General features: G+C 68.5%; 17 protein-coding genes. 5 read left to right on the top strand and 12 right to left on the bottom strand.

What is annotated here, in order from left to right; genetic code table 11:
- Positions 1-2 precede the first annotated feature (2 nt).
- Together AC07F0_RS05565 and AC07F0_RS05560 are read right to left on the bottom strand one after the other, a co-directional pair.
- The gene (locus AC07F0_RS05565) at positions 3-677 is read right to left on the bottom strand and encodes a DUF5819 family protein (protein ID WP_478974592.1); all 675 of its coding nucleotides are present in this window, start codon (positions 675-677) and stop codon (positions 3-5) included.
- Positions 678-679: 2 nt separating this feature from the next.
- Positions 680-1,030 carry a hypothetical protein gene (locus AC07F0_RS05560; protein WP_478974590.1) on the bottom strand — a complete coding sequence of 117 codons (351 nt, stop codon included), beginning with the start codon at positions 1,028-1,030 and terminating at the stop codon, positions 680-682.
- Between the two features lie 465 nt (positions 1,031-1,495).
- Here AC07F0_RS05560 and AC07F0_RS05555 point away from each other — a divergent pair, with 465 nt between their 5' ends.
- The gene (locus AC07F0_RS05555) at positions 1,496-2,947 is read left to right on the top strand and encodes a phytoene desaturase family protein (RefSeq protein ID WP_478974587.1); all 1,452 of its coding nucleotides are present in this window, start codon (positions 1,496-1,498) and stop codon (positions 2,945-2,947) included.
- 474 nt (positions 2,948-3,421) lie between these two features.
- On the opposite strand, the gene AC07F0_RS05550 is transcribed toward AC07F0_RS05555, so the two are convergent.
- Positions 3,422-3,949, bottom strand: coding sequence for a YbjN domain-containing protein (locus AC07F0_RS05550; protein WP_114254409.1), 528 nt, complete (start codon positions 3,947-3,949; stop codon positions 3,422-3,424).
- 140 nt (positions 3,950-4,089) lie between these two features.
- On the opposite strand from AC07F0_RS05550, the gene AC07F0_RS05545 reads away from it, so the two are divergent.
- Complete coding sequence (locus tag AC07F0_RS05545) at positions 4,090-4,584, top strand: hypothetical protein (protein ID WP_478974585.1); 495 nt, start codon at positions 4,090-4,092, stop codon at positions 4,582-4,584.
- Between the two features lie 9 nt (positions 4,585-4,593).
- Here AC07F0_RS05545 and clpB read toward each other — a convergent pair whose 3' ends face one another.
- The gene (gene clpB, locus AC07F0_RS05540; RefSeq protein WP_478974582.1) at positions 4,594-7,191 is read right to left on the bottom strand and encodes an ATP-dependent chaperone ClpB; all 2,598 of its coding nucleotides are present in this window, start codon (positions 7,189-7,191) and stop codon (positions 4,594-4,596) included.
- Between the two features lie 103 nt (positions 7,192-7,294).
- On the opposite strand from clpB, the gene AC07F0_RS05535 reads away from it, so the two are divergent.
- A complete protein-coding gene (locus AC07F0_RS05535) occupies positions 7,295-7,711 on the top strand; it encodes a pyridoxamine 5'-phosphate oxidase family protein (protein WP_478974579.1) in 417 nt (138 codons plus the stop codon).
- A 178-nt stretch (positions 7,712-7,889) separates the two neighbouring features.
- Here AC07F0_RS05535 and AC07F0_RS05530 read toward each other — a convergent pair whose 3' ends face one another.
- Entirely contained in the window at positions 7,890-8,225 is a 336-nt protein-coding gene (locus AC07F0_RS05530; RefSeq protein WP_020269590.1) for a Rieske (2Fe-2S) protein, read from the bottom strand.
- A 301-nt stretch (positions 8,226-8,526) separates the two neighbouring features.
- Here AC07F0_RS05530 and AC07F0_RS05525 point away from each other — a divergent pair, with 301 nt between their 5' ends.
- Positions 8,527-9,546 (top strand): helix-turn-helix transcriptional regulator, encoded by a 1,020-nt coding sequence (locus AC07F0_RS05525; protein ID WP_478974576.1) that lies wholly within the window; start codon positions 8,527-8,529, stop codon positions 9,544-9,546.
- Positions 9,543-10,529, top strand: coding sequence for a helix-turn-helix transcriptional regulator (locus AC07F0_RS05520; RefSeq protein ID WP_478974573.1), 987 nt, complete (start codon positions 9,543-9,545; stop codon positions 10,527-10,529). The genes AC07F0_RS05525 and AC07F0_RS05520 overlap by 4 nt, the downstream gene beginning before the upstream one ends.
- On the opposite strand, the gene AC07F0_RS05515 is transcribed toward AC07F0_RS05520, so the two are convergent.
- From AC07F0_RS05515 to dnaK, 7 genes are all read right to left on the bottom strand, one after another.
- Positions 10,492-11,535 carry a helix-turn-helix transcriptional regulator gene (locus AC07F0_RS05515; RefSeq protein WP_478974570.1) on the bottom strand — a complete coding sequence of 348 codons (1,044 nt, stop codon included), beginning with the start codon at positions 11,533-11,535 and terminating at the stop codon, positions 10,492-10,494. The genes AC07F0_RS05520 and AC07F0_RS05515 overlap by 38 nt on opposite strands.
- 175 nt (positions 11,536-11,710) lie before the next feature.
- Positions 11,711-12,091: a DUF4288 domain-containing protein gene (locus AC07F0_RS05510; RefSeq protein WP_478974567.1), complete on the bottom strand. Its 381-nt coding sequence runs from the start codon at positions 12,089-12,091 to the stop codon at positions 11,711-11,713.
- 39 nt (positions 12,092-12,130) lie between these two features.
- A complete protein-coding gene (locus tag AC07F0_RS05505) occupies positions 12,131-13,240 on the bottom strand; it encodes a sugar ABC transporter substrate-binding protein (protein ID WP_478974564.1) in 1,110 nt (369 codons plus the stop codon).
- A gap of 290 nt (positions 13,241-13,530) precedes the next feature.
- Positions 13,531-13,983, bottom strand: coding sequence for a heat shock protein transcriptional repressor HspR (locus AC07F0_RS05500; protein WP_020269597.1), 453 nt, complete (start codon positions 13,981-13,983; stop codon positions 13,531-13,533).
- Between the two features lie 5 nt (positions 13,984-13,988).
- Positions 13,989-15,170 (bottom strand): molecular chaperone DnaJ, encoded by a 1,182-nt coding sequence (gene dnaJ, locus AC07F0_RS05495; protein WP_397618365.1) that lies wholly within the window; start codon positions 15,168-15,170, stop codon positions 13,989-13,991.
- A 36-nt stretch (positions 15,171-15,206) separates the two neighbouring features.
- The gene (gene grpE / locus AC07F0_RS05490) at positions 15,207-15,866 is read right to left on the bottom strand and encodes a nucleotide exchange factor GrpE (protein WP_392034179.1); all 660 of its coding nucleotides are present in this window, start codon (positions 15,864-15,866) and stop codon (positions 15,207-15,209) included.
- On the bottom strand, positions 15,863-17,725 hold the full coding sequence (gene dnaK, locus AC07F0_RS05485; RefSeq protein WP_478974562.1) for a molecular chaperone DnaK: 1,863 nt from the start codon (positions 17,723-17,725) through the stop codon (positions 15,863-15,865). Before dnaK ends, grpE begins: the two co-directional genes overlap by 4 nt.
- Positions 17,726-17,772: the final 47 nt, after the last annotated feature.

The following is a 17,772-nucleotide window of genomic DNA, read 5'->3' as shown; positions in this document are numbered from 1 at the left end:
GCTCACTGCAGTTCAACCGCCCTTTTCCACGGCAAGTCGTAAATATCCAGCTTGCTTTTCGCCTTTGCGTTGTTTCGCTGTGACCACGGAGGCAGTTTCTTGATATACATGCGCGCCTGGACGGCGGTCGGGCTCGCGCCACCCGGGCAGACGTTGTGCATCTGGGTCAGCGCGAAACGGGACAAGGAGCGCTCGGCATCCTTGTGCTGACTCTTTTCGTAGGGCGTCAGAGGGATGTCAAGCTTCTGATTTCCGTCCTTCTTCTCCGGCCCTTCGCTGTTCTCGTCTTTGTGCTTCTGACGGAGACGCCACAACAGGTCGTCCGAATCGTTGAGCTGATTGAGTCCATTACTCACGAGCCGCACCGTGCGAGAAGGGAAGAACCGGTCTTCCTGGGTATTCTTGATCAAGGGGCCGGTCACGTCGTAGTAATCCGTGACCGCACCGTCGGCGCACTTCGCGCGCGCGACTATCCCTTGGTCGTCCTTCGTCGGATCAGGAGCGAACAGGCTCCAGTTCTGCGTGAAGTACGGCTCCAGATAGCCGCTGATCACTCCGTGCAGCTGAATCTTGGCTGGGCTGAGCGGCGCCTGAGAGAACGCCGCGATGGAGAAGTGGGCGCCCAGGAGGGCGGCACCAGCCAGCAGTGCCGCCCTCTGGATGCGCCGATGGCGCATTGTCACCTGTCGAACACGGTCGCCGCAGCGGAGGCGCCGTCACCCGACACCTTCGCAGGCGGGGCGAACAGGCTGAAGTTGTTGGCAACCTGTCCCGCCTGGCTCGCCAGGGATCCCGCAGCGGCCCGCGCGTGAACGGTGGCGCGAGCGGCAGCCCGGCCGGCCGCGGCGGCGGCCCGGGCGGCAGCGCGGGCCTGAGGCGCCTTCGGAGCGTCCTCGGTGGTGGCCTGAGCACTCAGGGCCGCGTTCGCCTGCGGCGGCGTGGAGGCCTGAGCGGAACCCTGCATCGACACGGTCAGGAACGTGCCGGCAATGGCCACGCCGATGACGGCAGCGGCATTCTTCTTCTTCATGTTTTCCCCTCTATTGTTTACTGCCTGATCGCCTGAGGGGAGAGCAGCGGCACATACCGGAGATGTTGGTCAGACATCGACAGCGGCATGTTTGAAGATGCTGGTCAGACAACTTCGACCGCTCGTCCCCCGTGGACGAATCAGCCTTCCGGCGAAGTCGGAAGATTTACTGCGACACGCACTCCGTATGTCAACTTGCTTTCGCAGGTTGATTCCGTACGCCCGCCGCGATTCCTGATGATCTTATGGAGATTGACGCGGGCATCTCAAGGAATGGTCACGTGACGATCATCACAGTGGTGCGGAATTAAACATTCCGGAAGTCCCGCCCCGGCGGTCGACTCGGTCTACACCTGTTGGCCGCTGTGACATACGGCCAAGTGCCCGCATAAAGTCGCCGCCGACCGCCGGCGTCGAGTGGCTCCATTCGCCGTCGACCATGGGGACAAAACTCACGGAGGACGCATGGAACCCGACGCCATTGTGGTAGGAACCGGCCCGAACGGCCTTGCCGCTGCGGTCACTCTCGGGCGGGCAGGTCTCAAGGTCGCCTTGTATGAGGCCCGCACGACCATCGGAGGCGGGCTGCGGACGGAACAGCTCTTCGATGCCGAAATAGGACACGACATCTGTTCCGCCGTTCACCCTATGGCCGTTGTGTCCCCTTTTTTCCGTCAGTTCGACCTGGCGTCCCGGGGGGTGAACATGCTGTATCCATCCGTCAGCTACGCCCACCCCCTGAAAAACGGCCTAGCCGGCCTTGCTTACCGGGACCTGGACGCGACCTGCGCCCACCTCGGTCCGGACGGTGAGCGCTGGCGTCGTCTCATGCAGCCGTTGGTCGACCACTCCCAGGAACTGGTCGACTTCATCCTGTCGGGGCAAAGGGGACTCCCGCGAAGCCTTGCCGTCCCGGCGCTCCTGGGTTCCCGCCTGCTTGCCCACGGCACTGCGCTGGCGCCCCGCTGCTTCAGCACCGAGGTAGCCCGCTCGCTCCTCACCGGGGTGGCGGCGCACGCCGTCGGCAAACTTCCTTCCCTCGCCTCGGGAGCGGTCGCCATGCTCCTCGGACACCTCGCGCACGCCAGCGGCTGGCCGATCCCCGAGGGAGGCAGCGCACGCATCGCCGACGCGCTCGCCGACGACATCACCGCCCACGGCGGAACCTTCCACACGGACCACCACGTGACCAGCCTCGACGAACTCCCCCCAGCGAAACTGGTGCTTCTCGACACAAGTCCCAAGACGTTCACGGAGATCGCGGCTGACCGGCTCCCCGCCGGTTACCGGCGAGGCCTGACTCGATTCCGATACGGGCCGGCCGCAGCCAAGGTGGACTTTCTCGTCTCCGAGCCGATTCCCTGGGCCAACCCTGACGTGGGGCAAGCCGCAACCGTTCACCTGGGAGGAACCCAGGCGGACATGTTCGAAGCCGAGACAAAGGCCGCTGCCGGCATCCGGCCTGAGGAACCGTTCGTTCTGCTGGTCGACCCCGCCTCGGCCGATCCGAGCCGCGCCAGACCGGGGCGACGTCCTGTGTGGGCCTACGCGCACGTCCCCAACGGCGACGCGGTGGACCCGACCGCGATGGTCACGGCGTGCATCGAGCGCTACGCGCCCGGATTCGCCGACACGGTGATCCATCGACGCGGGATCAGCGGTACCGAGTACCAGGCATACAACCCGAACTATGTGGGCGGGGACATCGGAGCGGGTGCCATGACTCTCTGGCAGTCCGTCATGCGCCCTGTTCCGCGTTTCGACCCGTACCGCACACCGCTGACCGGTGTCTACATGTGCTCTGCGTCAACCCCGCCCGGGCCGAGCGTTCACGGCATGTCCGGCTACCTTGCCGCGCTGTCAGCCCTCCGTCGCGAGTTCGGCATCCGCACCCCTCCATACCTCGGACCGCGGTGAGGCTCCGCCGGGGTGGTGAGCCGTCTCCCGCTCGCCGGCGCCGGCCGCCTCGTCCGGCCAGGACATCACCCGTCTGGGCCTGCATCCTGGCCGGTCGGTGTACGGCACTACCCGGCGGCCTCGGTCGGCTCGTCCTTGGATCTGTCGGGGTAGATCAACCGCACGCCACCGCCGATCACCAGGAAGCAGCTCAGCAAGAGGGCGAACCGCGCGACTCTCGCGCCGCCCTCCCAATCGGCCGACGGCCCCAGGACCAACCAGAAAGCGAGAACCATCCCCGCCATCACAACCGCTACGCCCAGTAACCGGCGCACCCTTGCTCCCTTCTCCTACGATCTTCAGTTTGCGGTTCACTCTACTCATCGGAAACATCGGCGCAGGGCTGGGTCCGTCCGTTCAAGAAAAGGCAAACGGCGCGTACAGCACGTACCTGCTCGTACGCGCCGACGCGCCGTGCGGGGCCCTGCGGGAGGCCTACTCGTCGTCTTCGGGCTTCTCCGCCTCGTTGATCTCCTCCTCGAGACCCAGCTGCTCGATGAGCCACTTGTCGAACTCGATCGCGGCCCGCACCCAGCTGACCGTCGAGGACACGAAGTGCTCCAGGCTCACGCCCATGCCGATCAGCATCTGGGCCTCGCCGATGAGGCGGACCGTGCCGTCGTCGTGGGTGTGGCTGTAGACCTTGGGCCACAGGGTGCGGCGGTTCCAGTCGTCGATGGACTCCAGGATCTGCGGCTTGGCCTCGATCTCGTGAGGCCGGTCGTAGAACGTCCGCACGGAGAAGACCTGCTGGTCTCCCTCGCCCCGGAACATGAAGTAGGTGCGGAACTGCTCCCACGGCGCCGCGAGGTCTCCCTCGTCGTCGACGACGTACTTGAGCTCCATCTGGTCGAGGAGCTGCTTCACGAGGTCCTGATCCGGGACGACGGGGCCCGCCGGTCCTTGCGGCTGCGGCTCGGGCTGGCCCCCGAAGTTCGGAATCGAGGACGGGTCGATGGTCACCGTGAATTTCCCTTCGTACGGATCCCGCCATCCTCCCCCATGCGGGGAGGGGGGTGGCAAGCCCCGACTACCCCGCTAAGCCCATGGCTGACACGATCCGGTCAACCGCAACCTCCAGGTGCCGCACGCCGTCCTCCTGAATGACGGACGGAGGGGGCACGGTGGCGGAACCGGGCAGGGGTGACACACGGTGGTGGCTGATCCTGCCCGTCCTGGCCGTGCCGGTGCTCGTCCTCGGGTTCCTGATCGTCGGCCTCTTCGCCTGGGCCCTGTCGGACGAGGAGGACCCGCGCGCCGGGGCCATGAAGAAGGTGCCCTGCGCCGATGCGCTGGCCTTCGGCGGTGCCTCGGCCCCGGCACACGCCCACGTCGGGAACTGCACCATGCAGCAGGGCATCGACACCGCGTACGCGGCGGTGCTGCGGATGCCGCGCGAGGACGTGCGCGGCTGGCTGCGCGAGACGTATCCGAAGGCGCCCCAGGCCCGCTCGGACGCCTCCTGCGGGGCACTCTGTCTCGACGTGAGCCACGAGGACGGCCTGCCCGCCACGGCCGGGGCCCACGTGGTGCAGGTGCGCGTGGAGTACGTGAACGCCGAGACGGCGCGGGTGCGCTTCTCGGCGTTCACGATGTGATCGACGGTCCTACAGCGTCTTGCCCGTCGCCGGTCCCAGCAGCAGTTCATCGCCGAAGCGGTCCACGCGGACCGTGTCGCCGTCCTTGATCTCGCCGGAGAGGATCTCCTTGGCGAGCCGGTCGCCGATGGCGGTCTGGACGAGGCGGCGCAGCGGGCGGGCGCCGTACGCCGGGTCCATGCCCTCCTCCGCGAGCCAGGCCAGGGCCTCGGGCGTGATGTCCAGGGTGAGGCGCCGCTCGGCGAGCCGCTTGGCCAGGCGTTCGATCTGGAGCTTCGCGATGCGTTCCAGCTCGGGCTTGGTCAGGGCGGCGAAGACGACCAGGTCGTCCAGGCGGTTGAGGAACTCCGGCTTGAAGGAGCTCCGCACCACCTCCAGGACCTGTTCCTTCTTCTCCGCCTCGCTGGTGAGCGGGTCGACCAGGAACTGGCTGCCCAGGTTCGACGTCAGCACCAGGATGGTGTTGCGGAAGTCGACCGTGCGGCCCTGGCCGTCCGTGAGACGCCCGTCGTCGAGCACCTGGAGCAGGATGTCGAAGACCTCGGGATGGGCCTTCTCCACCTCGTCCAGCAGGACGACCGAGTACGGACGGCGGCGCACCGCCTCCGTGAGCTGGCCGCCCTCCTCGTAGCCGACGTAGCCGGGCGGGGCGCCGACCAGCCGGGCCACGCTGTGCTTCTCGCTGTACTCCGACATGTCGATGCGGACCATCGCCCGCTCGTCGTCGAAGAGGAAGTCGGCGAGGGCCTTGGCCAGCTCGGTCTTGCCGACACCGGTCGGGCCGAGGAAGAGGAAGGAGCCGGTGGGGCGGTCGGGGTCGGAGATCCCGGCGCGAGAGCGCCGCACGGCGTCGGACACCGCCCGCACGGCCTCGGTCTGGCCGATGAGCCGCTTGCCCAGCTCGTCCTCCATGCGCAGCAGCTTCTGCGTCTCGCCCTCCAGCAGACGCCCGGCCGGGATGCCGGTCCAGGAGGCGACGACGTCGGCGATGTCGTCGGCGCCGACCTCCTCCTTGACCATGGTGTCCCTGGCGACCTCCTCTTCGGCCTCGGAGGCGGCCTCCAGCTCCTTCTCCAGGGCGGGGATCTCGCCGTAGAGCAGCTTGGAGGCGGTGTCGAAGTCGCCGTCGCGCTGGGCGCGCTCGGCCTGGCCGCGCAGTTCGTCGAGGCGTTCCTTCAGCTCGCCGACGCGGTTGAGGGACTGCTTCTCCTTCTCCCAGCGGGCGGTGAGGCCGCGCAGCTCCTCCTCCTTGTCGGCGAGGTCGCGGCGCAGCTTCTCCAGGCGCTCGCGGGAGGCCGCGTCGGTCTCCTTGCCGATCGCCAGCTCCTCCATCTTCAGCCGGTCGACGGCGCGCTGGAGTTCGTCGATCTCGACGGGCGAGGAGTCGATCTCCATGCGCAGCCGCGAGGCCGCCTCGTCGACGAGGTCGATGGCCTTGTCGGGCAGGAAGCGGGAGGTGATGTACCGGTCGGAGAGGGCGGCGGCGGCGACCAGCGCGCTGTCCGCGATCTGCACCTTGTGGTGGGCCTCGTACCGTCCCTTGAGGCCGCGCAGGATCGCGATGGAGTCCTCGACGCTCGGCTCGGCGACCAGCACCTGCTGGAAGCGCCGCTCCAGAGCGGCGTCCTTCTCGATCCGCTCCCGGTACTCGTCCAGCGTCGTGGCACCCACCATGCGCAGCTCACCGCGCGCGAGCATGGGCTTGAGCATGTTGCCCGCGTCCATGGCGGAGTCGCCGCCGGCACCGGCCCCCACGACGGTGTGCAGCTCGTCGATGAAGGTGATGATCTGCCCGTCGGAGTCCTTGATCTCGGCGAGGACGGTCTTCAGCCGCTCCTCGAACTCGCCCCGGTACTTGGCACCGGCGACCATGGCGCCCAGATCGAGCGCGACGAGCCGCTTGTCCTTGAGGGACTCCGGCACGTCCCCCTTGACGATCCGCTGGGCGAGCCCTTCGACGACGGCGGTCTTGCCGACGCCGGGCTCACCGATGAGCACGGGGTTGTTCTTGGTCCGCCGGGACAGCACCTGCACCACGCGCCGGATCTCCTGGTCGCGCCCGATGACGGGATCGAGCCTGCCTTCCCGCGCGGCGGCCGTGAAGTCGGTGCCGAACTTCTCCAGGGCCTTGTACTGCCCCTCGGGATCGGCCGTGGTCACGCGCCGGGCGCCCCGCGTCTTCTGGAAGGCGTCCTGCAGCTTCCTGGCGTCGGCGCCCTGCTGGGACAGCACCTCGCCGGCCGCGCCGCCCTTCGCGGCGATGCCGATGAGGAGGTGCTCCGTGGAGAGGTACTCGTCCCCGAGGTCCTTGGCACGGGCCTGCGCGTCGGCGACGACGGCGAGCATCTCGCGGTTGGGCTGGGGCGGCGCCACGGTGGACCCGGTCACGCTGGGCAGCCCGGCGAGGACGCGCTCGGCTCCGGCGCGTACGGCCGCCTGGTCGGCGTCGACCGCGGCGAGCAGATCGGTGATGTTCTCGTTGTCCTGCCCCTGGAGCAGCGCCAGGAGCAGGTGGGCTGGGGTGAGGTCGGGGTGGCCCTCCGTCACGGCCCGGTTGCTGGCCGCGTTGATGGCGTCCCGGCTCCTGTTGGTCAGCTCGGCGTCCACGTTCGCGTTCTCCTCCTTGCACTGACCCGAACGGCTTGCACAAAGTTGAGTCTAGTCCACTCAAGGCCGGTTCGGGGAGGAGACAGGGGCTAAGTTCCGGGGCATGGCGACCAAGTACTCCGTCGATCCGGGTGCCCCGGACCCGCCGTATCTCGCCTTCTGGCGGGAGCGGCACGTGTGCACGCTGACGACCCCCCGCCCGGACGGCACTCCGCACGTGGTACCCGTCGGGGTCACATACGATCCCGAGGCCCGGCTCGCTCGGGTGATCACCAACAAGGCGAGCGCCAAGGCGCGGCACGTACGGGCCGCCGGGGAGCAGGGGGCGGCGGTCGCCGTCTGCCAGATGGAGGGCCGGCGCTGGGCGACGCTGGAGGGCCGGGCCTTCGTCCGCACGGAACCGGAGAGGGTGGCCGAGGCGGAGCGCCGCTACGCGGAGCGCTATGGACGGACCCCTTCACCCAACCCCGCGCGCGTGGTGATCGAGATCGAGCTGACGCGAGCGATGGGGCGAGGGTGATGCCGCGGTTCACCGAAGTGAAAATCCACACCGATGATCGATTGGATCCGGCCACTGCGTGACTGTGGCGATAACCGGAAATGTCGCCAGAAACTGCAGCGGCGTCACCGTGTTCAGGTCACGGTGACGCCGCTGCGGGGGGAAGCACCTGAGCGATCTTTACGACGGGGGAATCGCGTCAGGCACTGCGGGGGGTGGCAGAGATGGTCCTCGGGACGGGAGAGTCGGCTTCCACCTGCTCGTGGTCCCTCTGGTCCAGGTTCACAAAGATCATTCCGTACCGTACGGCACACCGCACGGGCTGCGGCGCCCCCCGAGGCCGCCGCAGACACCGGTAAGCCCGTACGTCCTCGTCCTCGTCCCGCGTGACGACCACCGGCTCGCCGAACACGGTCACCATCAACGAGTCACCGCTGTGGGGGATGGCGGTGACCAGGTCGATGAAGTGCCAGCCGGAGCGGTAGGCGGTGGCCATTTCGCGACGGAAGGAGCGGTCGTCGGGTGGAGTGGTCACGGTCAGCTCCCGACCTCGTCAGCACCGGAACTCGCTGAGCTTCCACTGCTGCCGGCGTCGGCGTTCACCGCCACCGAAGGCCAGGTACTGTTCGCCCGCACCTCGTCCTTCGCATCGGAGAAGCCCCCGAGCACGCCCAGGGTCGCGGCGACGGAGAAGGCGGCGACAAGCACCGAGCGAAGCATTTTGCTGCACATAGTCGGCTTCGTCCTCACTTGAAGGTCCCCTTTTCCCCCGTCGAATACGACGATGGCTCATTCGGGCACGTCATGGCCACAGAATCGATGCATCATGTTCCTGCATGTTCAGGACCCTGGGGGGTGGAGATTTGGGATCAAATCAGACTAAGGAGACACATCCCCATCCGATTACGGAGTTGTGCGAGGAAGGTGGTCGCCTTTACACCATCGCACTGCGTGCCGGACGTCTGGCGCGCGAGGATGCCGACCCCGCACCCTGCCTGATCGAGCTAGCGCTGCTCCATCCCGACCCCGACGACCCGACCTGGCTTCGCCCGGTTCCGCCCGTGGTGGCCCTCTCGCGGCAGCTCAACCCCCTGGAACAGGAGATAGCGGACCGCAGGCGACGGGCGATCGATCTCGCGGAGAGCTTTCAGCCGTTCATGGCCCTCGGTGCCCAGATGGCCACCACCAGCGACTCCATCACCGTCCTGGAGGGCGGCGAGCGGATCAACGCCGCGCTGAACATGGCCACGTCCCAGTGCCAGAACGAGATGCTCACGCTCCAGCCGAGCGACCGCTTGTCCGAGCGGAGCCTCCTGCAAGGGATGAAGCGCGACAGGCCGTTGATAGAACGCGGTGTGCGGATACGTACGGTGTACCAGCACACGGCCCGGTACAACCCGGAGCAACTGGCCTACTCCGCCCGGCTCGCTGACGGTAAGGCGGAGTACCGCACGATCGACGAACTCGTGGAGCGGCTGATCATCTGCGACGAGACCGTCGCCTTCATCCCCACTCGCGACGACCAGCAAGTCGCGCTGGAGCTTCGGCACCCAGGGATCATCCGGTACCTGATCAAGGTGTTCGAGTTCATGTGGAACCGGGCCGTTCCGCTGAGCGCGACCACTCCCTACGAGATCGCGCAAGACGGCATCACGGAGATCCAGTACTCGATAGCCAAGCTCCTCGTCGAGGGCCACGTCGACGAGGCCATCGCCCGCCGCCTGGGCATGAACGTGCGCACGTGCCGGGCCCACATCGCGAAGCTCGCTTCGCTCCTGGGCAGTGGCAGCCGGGCCCAACTCGGCTACCTCATCGCACAGTCGGGGATTCTGGAGCGGGAGGGAGCGCCCGAGTGAGCGCGCCGCACCACGAGCACGGCGTGGAGGACCTCTGCTCCGCGGGTATGGAGCTGTACGAACGGGCCCTGCGCGAGGGGCACCTGCCCGCTGGGGACGCCCGGACCGTCCCGTGCCTCGTCGACCTCGGTCTACTGCACCCCGCCGTCGACGACCCGCTCAGGTGGGAGCCCGTCGCTCCGCTCGTCGCGTTGCACCGGCTGCTGCGGAGTTCCGAGGAGCGGATCGCGAGCGAACGACAGCGAGAGGCGCGGCTCGCCGAGACATTCGGTTCCCTCATGCGGATCGCCGGGCCACGCACCTCAGCCACCGACACGCCCACGATACGACTGCTCACCGGCACGAAGCAGATCAACCGGGCCATCACCGACGCGGTGGCCGACGCCTCCGAGGAACTGGTCACCGTCCAGCCCCGCGCCGGACTCACCGGCGAACGCGGCCAGGTCGCCGATACCACGTCGCTCGACCGCGATCAGGCCGCGCTGGACCGCGGTTGCCGCATACGCACCCTGTACCCGCACACGTTGCGCCACTTCCCAACCATCACCGCCCGCTGCGAGCGACTGAAGGGCGACGTCGAGGTGCGCTCACTGGACGAAGTCCCCGACCGCCTCATCCTCATCGACCGCACAGTGGCCTTTGTCCCGGCCGACAAGGAAGGCAAACTCGCCCTGGAGATCCGGCACCCAGCCATCGCCGGATACCTGGCCACGGCCTTCGACCGCCTCTGGCGCCTGGCCACGCCCATGTACCCCGATGCCGCCCCCCAGCCCTCCCACAACGGCATCACCCCCCGCCAACGCGCCATCGCCACCCTCCTGGTCGAAGGCCACACCGACGCCGTCATAGCCGACCGCCTCGGCATGAACATCCGCACCGCCCGCGTCCACATCGCCAAGCTCGCCGCGACGCTGGGCAGTCAGAGCAGGGCGCAACTCGGCTACCTCATCGGGCAGTCCGGGATTCTTGACCAGGAACGCTGACGGGCCGGGCAGCAGCCTCCCCTGATGGTCCGTCCAGGCCCGCCTGGGCGATCCGCACCCCCAACTGCGTACGGCTCGCCGCCCCCAGCGTCTCCGACAGCCGGGCGATGTGCGCCCGGCACGTCCGCACACTGATCCCCAGCCGTTCAGCGATCACCGCGTCCTGGTGCCCTTCCGCCAGCAGGGCCGCGATCGACTGCTCCCGGTGGGAGATGCCCTCGATGCCGGTGTCGGGCAGCGGCGCGGTCAACGGGATGGCCAGGCGCCAGAGCCGTTCGAACACCGTGACCAGGTACTCGACGATCGCCGGGTGCCGCAGCTCCAGGGCCATCGTGCGGTCGGTGTTGGCGGGGATGAAGGCCACCGTCCGGTCGAAGAGGATCAGCCGGTCGATCACCTCGTCCAGCGTGCGGGCCTCCACCGCGTCGCCCATCAGCTCCAGATAGGTCATCAGACCCTGCCCGTGCCGGGCGACATGCGTGTACAGGTCCCGCATCCGCACGCCCCGGCCGCGCAGCGCCAGCGCCCGGTGCAGTCCCTCGGAGAGTTCCGCCTCGCGCCGGATGCCGCCGGGCTGCACCGTGAGCACCTCGGTCGTGCACGCCTGGGTCGCCTCGTCCATCGCGGTCTGGATCCGGGCGAGGCCGTCCAGCACCCGGATCGCCGGGCCCTCGGCCGCCGACGGGGCCGGCTGCAGGTGCCGCCCCAGCCCGGCGTACCGCTCGAACGCCGCCACGGCCGAACCCACCCGCCGCTGGCTCGCGCTGACCTCGTCGTACATCCCGCGCAGCAGCCGGGTCATGACCTCCTGCGGTGAGGTCGGCACCAGCCAGTCCATGTCGTCGGGGTCCGGGTGCAGCAGGGCGAGCTCCAGCAGGCACGGCACCGGCTCCGCGTCCCGGCGCGGCACGCGGCCCCGCCGTACGGCCCGGGAGTACACGCGATCCCCGGCCGCGCACAGTCGGTCGGCACCGTGTGGATGCTCCTCCGCCCCGTGCCCGGCCATCGCCCGTCCCACCCCCGGTTTCACCGCCTTGCCGCAGCGGCAACTATGCGCGGCCTGCCCCTGCTCCGCAACACGGCTCCACCGCGGCAGCGTTCCGTTTCCTCACGGCCCGGCGCTTCGATGAGCGCCCCGACCTCGGCACGGACGCTGCGGTCCCGGCAGCGGCTGATTGCGGCTAGGCGCCGTCGCCGTCGCGCGTGAGCAGTGACTCCACCCGCTCGTAGGCCGCCCAGTCACGGAAGTGACGCGTGTACAGGTCGGCGTCACGCCCGAGATCGGGGTCCTCGGCCTCCTTCACGTCGACGATCGCCCGGAGCCGCCAGGTGACCGTCTCCTGCCGGTCGTTCACGTAGCTCGTCTCCGCCTCGCGCGCCCGCCGCTCGACCCGCTCTCGGGCGGACCGCTCGTCGGCCGCGTGCACCAGGACGACGTTCTCCTGGTACAGGGGCTGCTCCTGTGTCCCGGCCGCGGCCGGGGACGATGTGGTCGCCTCCATCACCACCAGGGCGATGTAGGGCTGCGGGGCCGGCTGGTCGGCACCGGTCCGGTCGGTCACGCTCGCTCCTGTCCGCATGTCGGCCCCCCGTGGGTCCGCCTACTTCAGCCCGATCGTCTCGCAAGCCGCCTCGTACTTCGCCGTGCAGATGTCCGACAGCTTGTAGATGTCGTCCGCGACCACCGTGTCCTTGATGTTCTCCTTGGTCAGGGCGACGACGGGCACGAGCTGGGCGGGGATGCCCTTGTGGGTGGGACTGTCGACCTTGTCGCGGGTCAGGGCGGCGAACTGGATCTCGCGGCCTTGGACCTTGGCCACGGCCATCTCCGCCGCGTTCTCGGCCTCCTGCGGGTACGACTTGTACACGCTCATGTACTGGTCACCGGCGATGATCCGCTGCACCGCCGGGAGCTCCGCGTCCTGGCCGGTGATCGGCGGCAGGTCGGTCACGCCCGCGGCCTCCAGCGCCTTGACGATGCCGCCGGCCATGCCGTCGTTGGCGGAGTACACCGCGTCGATGTCGTCCTTGCCGATCTTCTGAATCGCCTCGGCCATGTTGGCCTCGGCGTTCTCCGGCTTCCAGTCCTTGGTGTCGAAGGACTGGGCGATCGTCACCTTGCCGTTCAGCTCGGACATCGCACCGGCCTTGAACTGCTTGGCGTTCGGGTCCGTCGGCGAGCCGTTCATCATGACGATCTTGTCGGAGAGGCTCGCCTTCTCGCCGATCGCCTCCAGCAGGGTGCGCCCCTGCACCTCGCCGACCAGTTCGTTGTCGAAGGAGATGTACGCGTCGATCGGGCCCTCGGCCAGCCGGTCGTAGGCGATGACCGGGATGCCGGCGTCCTTGGCCTTCTTCACGCCGTCGGCGATGGCGTGCGAGTCGACGGCGTCCAGCAGGATCACGTCGACCCGGTCGTCGACCATCTGCTGCAGCTGGGCCGCCTGCGTGTCCGCGCTCGCCTCGGCGTTGGCGTACTCGACGCGGCCCCGGTCGTTGGTGAGGGACTCGACCTTCCTCTTGATGATGGGGTAGTCGAAGTTCTCGTACCGGGTGTTCGCCTTCTCCGGGAGCAGCAGGCCCACGGTGATGTCGTTGCCCTTGGTCGGGCTCGCCTCGTCGCTGCTCCCGGTCGCGTTGAGCACGCCGCAGCCGGCGAGCGTGACGGACATCGTGGCCGCGGCCACGGGTATGGAGATACGACGGCGCATGCGGGAGCTCACTTCGCGTGTGATTCGGACGTGGGCGCACTTTGTGGCCCATGTGACTGAAAAGCCAACGCGGGTGCGCCCCTCAGCGTCAAGCGGAACCACTTAACGAGATGACAACACCACGCTCCGCAGCAGTTGTGAAGACTCTGCGGAATCACCTCCAAGTGACTTGCATCATCCGGTCATCCACAGGAGGCCCGGCGAAAACACCCCAAGGCAGACCAAGGCATACGAAAGGGGCCGGGAGTCGCCTCCCGGCCCTTCTCGCAGGTGTACGCGCGTCGGTCGCGTCAGTCCGACTGCTGCTGCCGCTTCGGCCGCCACACCACCAGCGCGCTGGTCTGCTGGACCTCCTGGTACGGCACCAGGTCGCGGCGGTACGACGCGTGCACCGCCGCCTCACGCTGCCGCATGGCCGCCGCCGCGCCGTCGAGCGCGTCCTCCAGCTCGGCCACCCGGGCCTGGAGGGCGGCGACCTGGTTCTCCAGTTCGATGATGCGCTTGATCCCCGCGAGGTTGATGCCCTCGTCCTGCGACAACTGCTGAACGGTGCGCAGCAGTTCGATGTCCCGGGCCGAGTAGCGGCGGCCCCGGCCCGGCGTGCGGTCCGGGGACACCAGGCCCAGACGGTCGTACTGGCGCAGGGTCTGCGGGTGCAGGCCGGACAGCTGGGCCGCCACCGAGATGACGTAGACCGGGGTCTCCTCGGTCAGTTCATACGGGTTGCGTCGACGACCGTCCATCTGACTCATGCTCCCTTCGCGGCCTGGAACAGCTCCGCCCGCGGATCCTCACCCGCGGTCGCCTCGCGATACGCCTCGAGTGCGTCACGAGCCTTCCCCGTCAGGTCCTTCGGAACACTCACCTCGACGGTGACCAGAAGGTCGCCGCGGGTGCCGTCCTTGCGGACCGCGCCCTTGCCCCGGGCACGCATCGTACGGCCGTTCGGCGTGCCCGGCGGCAGCTTCAGCGTGACGGGCGGGCCGCCCAGCGTCGGCACCCGGACCTCGCCGCCGAGGGCCGCCTCGGCGAAGGTCACCGGGACGGTGACGGTGAGGTTGTCGTCCTTGCGGCCGAACACCGGGTGGGAGTCGACGTGCACGACCACGTACAGATCGCCCGCCGGGCCGCCGCGCTCGCCCGGCGCTCCCTTGCCGCGCAGCCGGATCCGCTGGCCGTCGCTGACACCCGCGGGGATGCGCACCTGCATGGTCCGCGAGGACTTGGCCCGGCCGCTGCCCTTGCAGACCTCGCAGGCGTTCTCCGCGATCAGGCCGCGGCCCTTGCAGTCCGGGCAGGGGTCGGTGAGGGAGAAGCCGCCGCCGCTGCCCCGGGCGACCTGTCCGGTGCCGACGCAGGTCGGGCACACGCGCGGTGTGCCGTTCTTGTCGCCGGTGCCCGAGCAGGCCTTGCAGGGCGACTGCGAGGACATCCGCAGCGGGACGGTCGCGCCCTCGATCGCCTCCGTGAAGCTCAGCGTGACCTCGGACTCGATGTCCTGGCCGCGCCGCGGATGCGTGCGCGTCCCCGCGCCCGCGCCGCCACGGTTGAACAGGCCCCCGAAGACGTCACCGAGTCCACCGCCGAAACCGCCGGCTCCCTGGCCGCCGCCCGGGGCGCCTCCGAAGAGGTCGCCCAGGTCGAAGTTGAAGGAGCCGCCGCCCGCGCCGGGCCCCGGGCGGAAGCCGCCGTTGCCGAAGAGGGCGCGTGCCTCGTCGTACTCCTTGCGCTTCTTGGGATCGCCGAGGATGTCATTGGCCTCGGAGATCTCCTTGAAGCGCTCCTCCGCCTTGACGTTGCCCTTGTTGGCGTCCGGGTGGTACTCGCGGGCGAGCTTCCGGTACGCCTTCTTGATCTCGGCCTCGGTGGCGTCCTTGGGGACGCCGAGGACCTTGTAGTAGTCCTTCTCGATGAAGTCCTTGGTGCTCATCCTCGACGCCCCTCCTTCCCTTCGTCCGCTATGACGTCAGCCCTCTTCCGGGCCACCGCTCTCCTTGTCGTCGGCTTCGGCGGCCTCGTCCGCCTTGACCGTCTGCGCCCCCGGCTGGGGCTCGGCCACCGCCACCCGCGCGGGGCGGATGGTGCGCTCGCCGATCCGGTACCCGGGCTGCAGGATCGCGACGCACGTCGTCTCGGTGACGTCCGGTGCGTAGCTGTGCATCAGGGCTTCGTGGATCGTCGGGTCGAAGGGCTCGCCCTCCTTGCCGAACTGCTGGAGGCCCATCTTGGCCGCCGTGCTCTCCAGCGACTCGGCGACGGACTTGAAGCCGCCGACCAGTTCGCCGTGTTCACGCGCGCGGCCGATGTCGTCGAGCACGGGCAGGAGCTCGGTCAGGAGGTTCGCGATGGCGATCTCCTTGACCGCGATCCGGTCGCGCTCGACCCGACGGCGGTAGTTCTGGAACTCGGCCTGGAGGCGCTGGAGGTCCGCCGTGCGCTCGCCCAGCGCCGTGCGTGCCTGGTCCAGCTGGGCCACCAGAGCCACGTCCTGGCCCGTGTCCCCGGCCGGGGCCGCCCCCTCCTCCGTCGAGGGGGAGTCGGCGGCCTTCGGCTCGGCGTCGTCGGAGGTGGCGCCGGAAGGGACGTCGGGCTGCTGCTCGTCGAAGCCCGGGGTCTCCTCCGTCACGCGGCACCGTCCTTCCGCTCGTCGTCCACGATCTCGGCGTCCACGACGTCGTCGTCGGCCTTGGCGTCACCGGCACCGGCGTCCGCACCGGCTCCGGCGGCGGCGCCACCGGCGGCCTGCGCGGCGTTCGCGTCGGCGTACATCGCCTGGCCGAGCTTCTGCGAGACGGCCGCGACCTTCTCCGTGGCGGTGCGGATCTCGGCCGTGTCCTCGCCCTTGAGCTTCTCCTTCAGCTCATTGACGGCTTCCTCGACCTCGGTCTTGATGTCGCCGGGGACCTTGTCCTCGTTGTCCTTGAGGAACTTCTCCGTCTGGTAGACGAGCTGCTCGCCCTGGTTGCGGGACTCGGCGGCCTCGCGGCGCTTGTGGTCCTCCTCCGCGTACTGCTCGGCCTCCTGGCGCATGCGGTCGACCTCGTCCTTCGGCAGCGAGGAGCCGCCGGTGACGGTCATCTTCTGCTCCTTGCCCGTGCCCAGGTCCTTCGCGGTCACGTGCATGATGCCGTTGGCGTCGATGTCGAAGGAGACCTCGATCTGCGGGACGCCGCGCGGCGCCGGGGGCAGACCGGTCAGCTCGAACATCCCGAGCTTCTTGTTGTACGCCGCGATCTCGCGCTCGCCCTGGTAGACCTGGATCTGCACGGACGGCTGGTTGTCCTCGGCCGTGGTGAAGATCTCGGACCGCTTGGTCGGGATCGTGGTGTTGCGCTCGATGAGCTTGGTCATGATGCCGCCCTTGGTCTCGATACCGAGGGACAGCGGGGTGACGTCGAGGAGCAGGACGTCCTTGACCTCGCCCTTGAGGACACCGGCCTGCAGGGCGGCGCCGATGGCGACGACCTCGTCCGGGTTGACGCCCTTGTTGGCGTCCTTGCCGCCGGTCAGCTCCTTGACGAGCTCGGCGACGGCGGGCATACGGGTCGAGCCGCCGACCAGGACGACGTGGTCGATCTCGCTGATGGAGATGCCTGCGTCCTTGATGACGTTGTGGAACGGCGTCTTGCAGCGCTCCAGGAGGTCCGCGGTCAGCTGCTGGAACTGGGCGCGGGTGAGCTTCTCGTCGAGGTGCAGGGGGCCCTCGGCGGAGGCGGTGATGTAGGGCAGGTTGATCGAGGTCTCGGTGGACGAGGACAGCTCGATCTTCGCCTTCTCGGCGGCCTCGCGCAGACGCTGCAGGGCCATCTTGTCCTTGCCCAGGTCCACGCCGTGGCCGGACTGGAACTGCTGGACCAGGTAGTCGACGATGCGCTGGTCCCAGTCGTCACCACCGAGGTGGTTGTCACCGTTGGTGGCCTTCACCTCGACGACACCGTCGCCGATCTCCAGCAGCGAGACGTCGAACGTACCGCCGCCGAGGTCGAAGACCAGGATGGTCTGGTCGTCCTTGTCGAGGCCGTACGCCAGCGCGGCCGCGGTGGGCTCGTTGACGATGCGCAGCACGTTCAGACCGGCGATCTCGCCGGCCTCCTTGGTGGCCTGGCGCTCGGAGTCGTTGAAGTACGCCGGGACGGTGATGACCGCGTCGGTCACCTTCTCGCCCAGGTAGGACTCGGCGTCCCGCTTCAGCTTCTGGAGCACGAAGGCGCTGATCTGCTGCGGGTTGAAGGGCTTCCCGTCCAGCTCGATCTTCCAGTCGGTGCCCATGTGCCGCTTGACCGACCGAATGGTCCGGTCCACGTTGGTGACCGCCTGACGCTTGGCCACCTCTCCGACGAGCACCTCACCGTTCTTGGCGAAGGCGACGACGGACGGCGTGGTCCTGGCGCCCTCGGCGTTGGTGATGACGGTGGGCTCGCCGCCCTCCAGAACGCTGACGACGGAGTTAGTCGTGCCCAGGTCGATGCCGACCGCACGTGCCATGGTTGATTCCTCCAGCTGACTTGAGTGGAACGGACTCAAGTGTGCAC

This window comes from Streptomyces sp. NPDC045955 (assembly GCF_056430805.1).
Note: the sequence above shows the minus strand (reverse complement) of the source record. Positions and strands in the feature narration are given on the sequence as shown.

Bases quoted from the DNA above. Each gene is read 5' to 3' on its own strand.
- AC07F0_RS05565 (WP_478974592.1), bottom strand. From the start codon at position 677: ATGCGCCATCGGCGCATCCAGAGGGCGGCACTGCTGGCTGGTGCCGCC.
- AC07F0_RS05560 (WP_478974590.1), bottom strand. From the start codon at position 1,030: ATGAAGAAGAAGAATGCCGCTGCCGTCATCGGCGTGGCCATTGCCGGC.
- AC07F0_RS05555 (WP_478974587.1), top strand. From the start codon at position 1,496: ATGGAACCCGACGCCATTGTGGTAGGAACCGGCCCGAACGGCCTTGCC.
- AC07F0_RS05545 (WP_478974585.1), top strand. From the start codon at position 4,090: ATGACGGACGGAGGGGGCACGGTGGCGGAACCGGGCAGGGGTGACACA.
- AC07F0_RS05535 (WP_478974579.1), top strand. From the start codon at position 7,295: ATGGCGACCAAGTACTCCGTCGATCCGGGTGCCCCGGACCCGCCGTAT.
- AC07F0_RS05525 (WP_478974576.1), top strand. From the start codon at position 8,527: ATGTTCAGGACCCTGGGGGGTGGAGATTTGGGATCAAATCAGACTAAG.
- AC07F0_RS05515 (WP_478974570.1), bottom strand. From the start codon at position 11,535: ATGGCCGGGCACGGGGCGGAGGAGCATCCACACGGTGCCGACCGACTG.
- AC07F0_RS05505 (WP_478974564.1), bottom strand. From the start codon at position 13,240: ATGCGCCGTCGTATCTCCATACCCGTGGCCGCGGCCACGATGTCCGTC.
- AC07F0_RS05500 (WP_020269597.1), bottom strand. From the start codon at position 13,983: ATGGACGGTCGTCGACGCAACCCGTATGAACTGACCGAGGAGACCCCG.
- dnaJ (WP_397618365.1), bottom strand. From the start codon at position 15,170: ATGAGCACCAAGGACTTCATCGAGAAGGACTACTACAAGGTCCTCGGC.
- dnaK (WP_478974562.1), bottom strand. From the start codon at position 17,725: ATGGCACGTGCGGTCGGCATCGACCTGGGCACGACTAACTCCGTCGTC.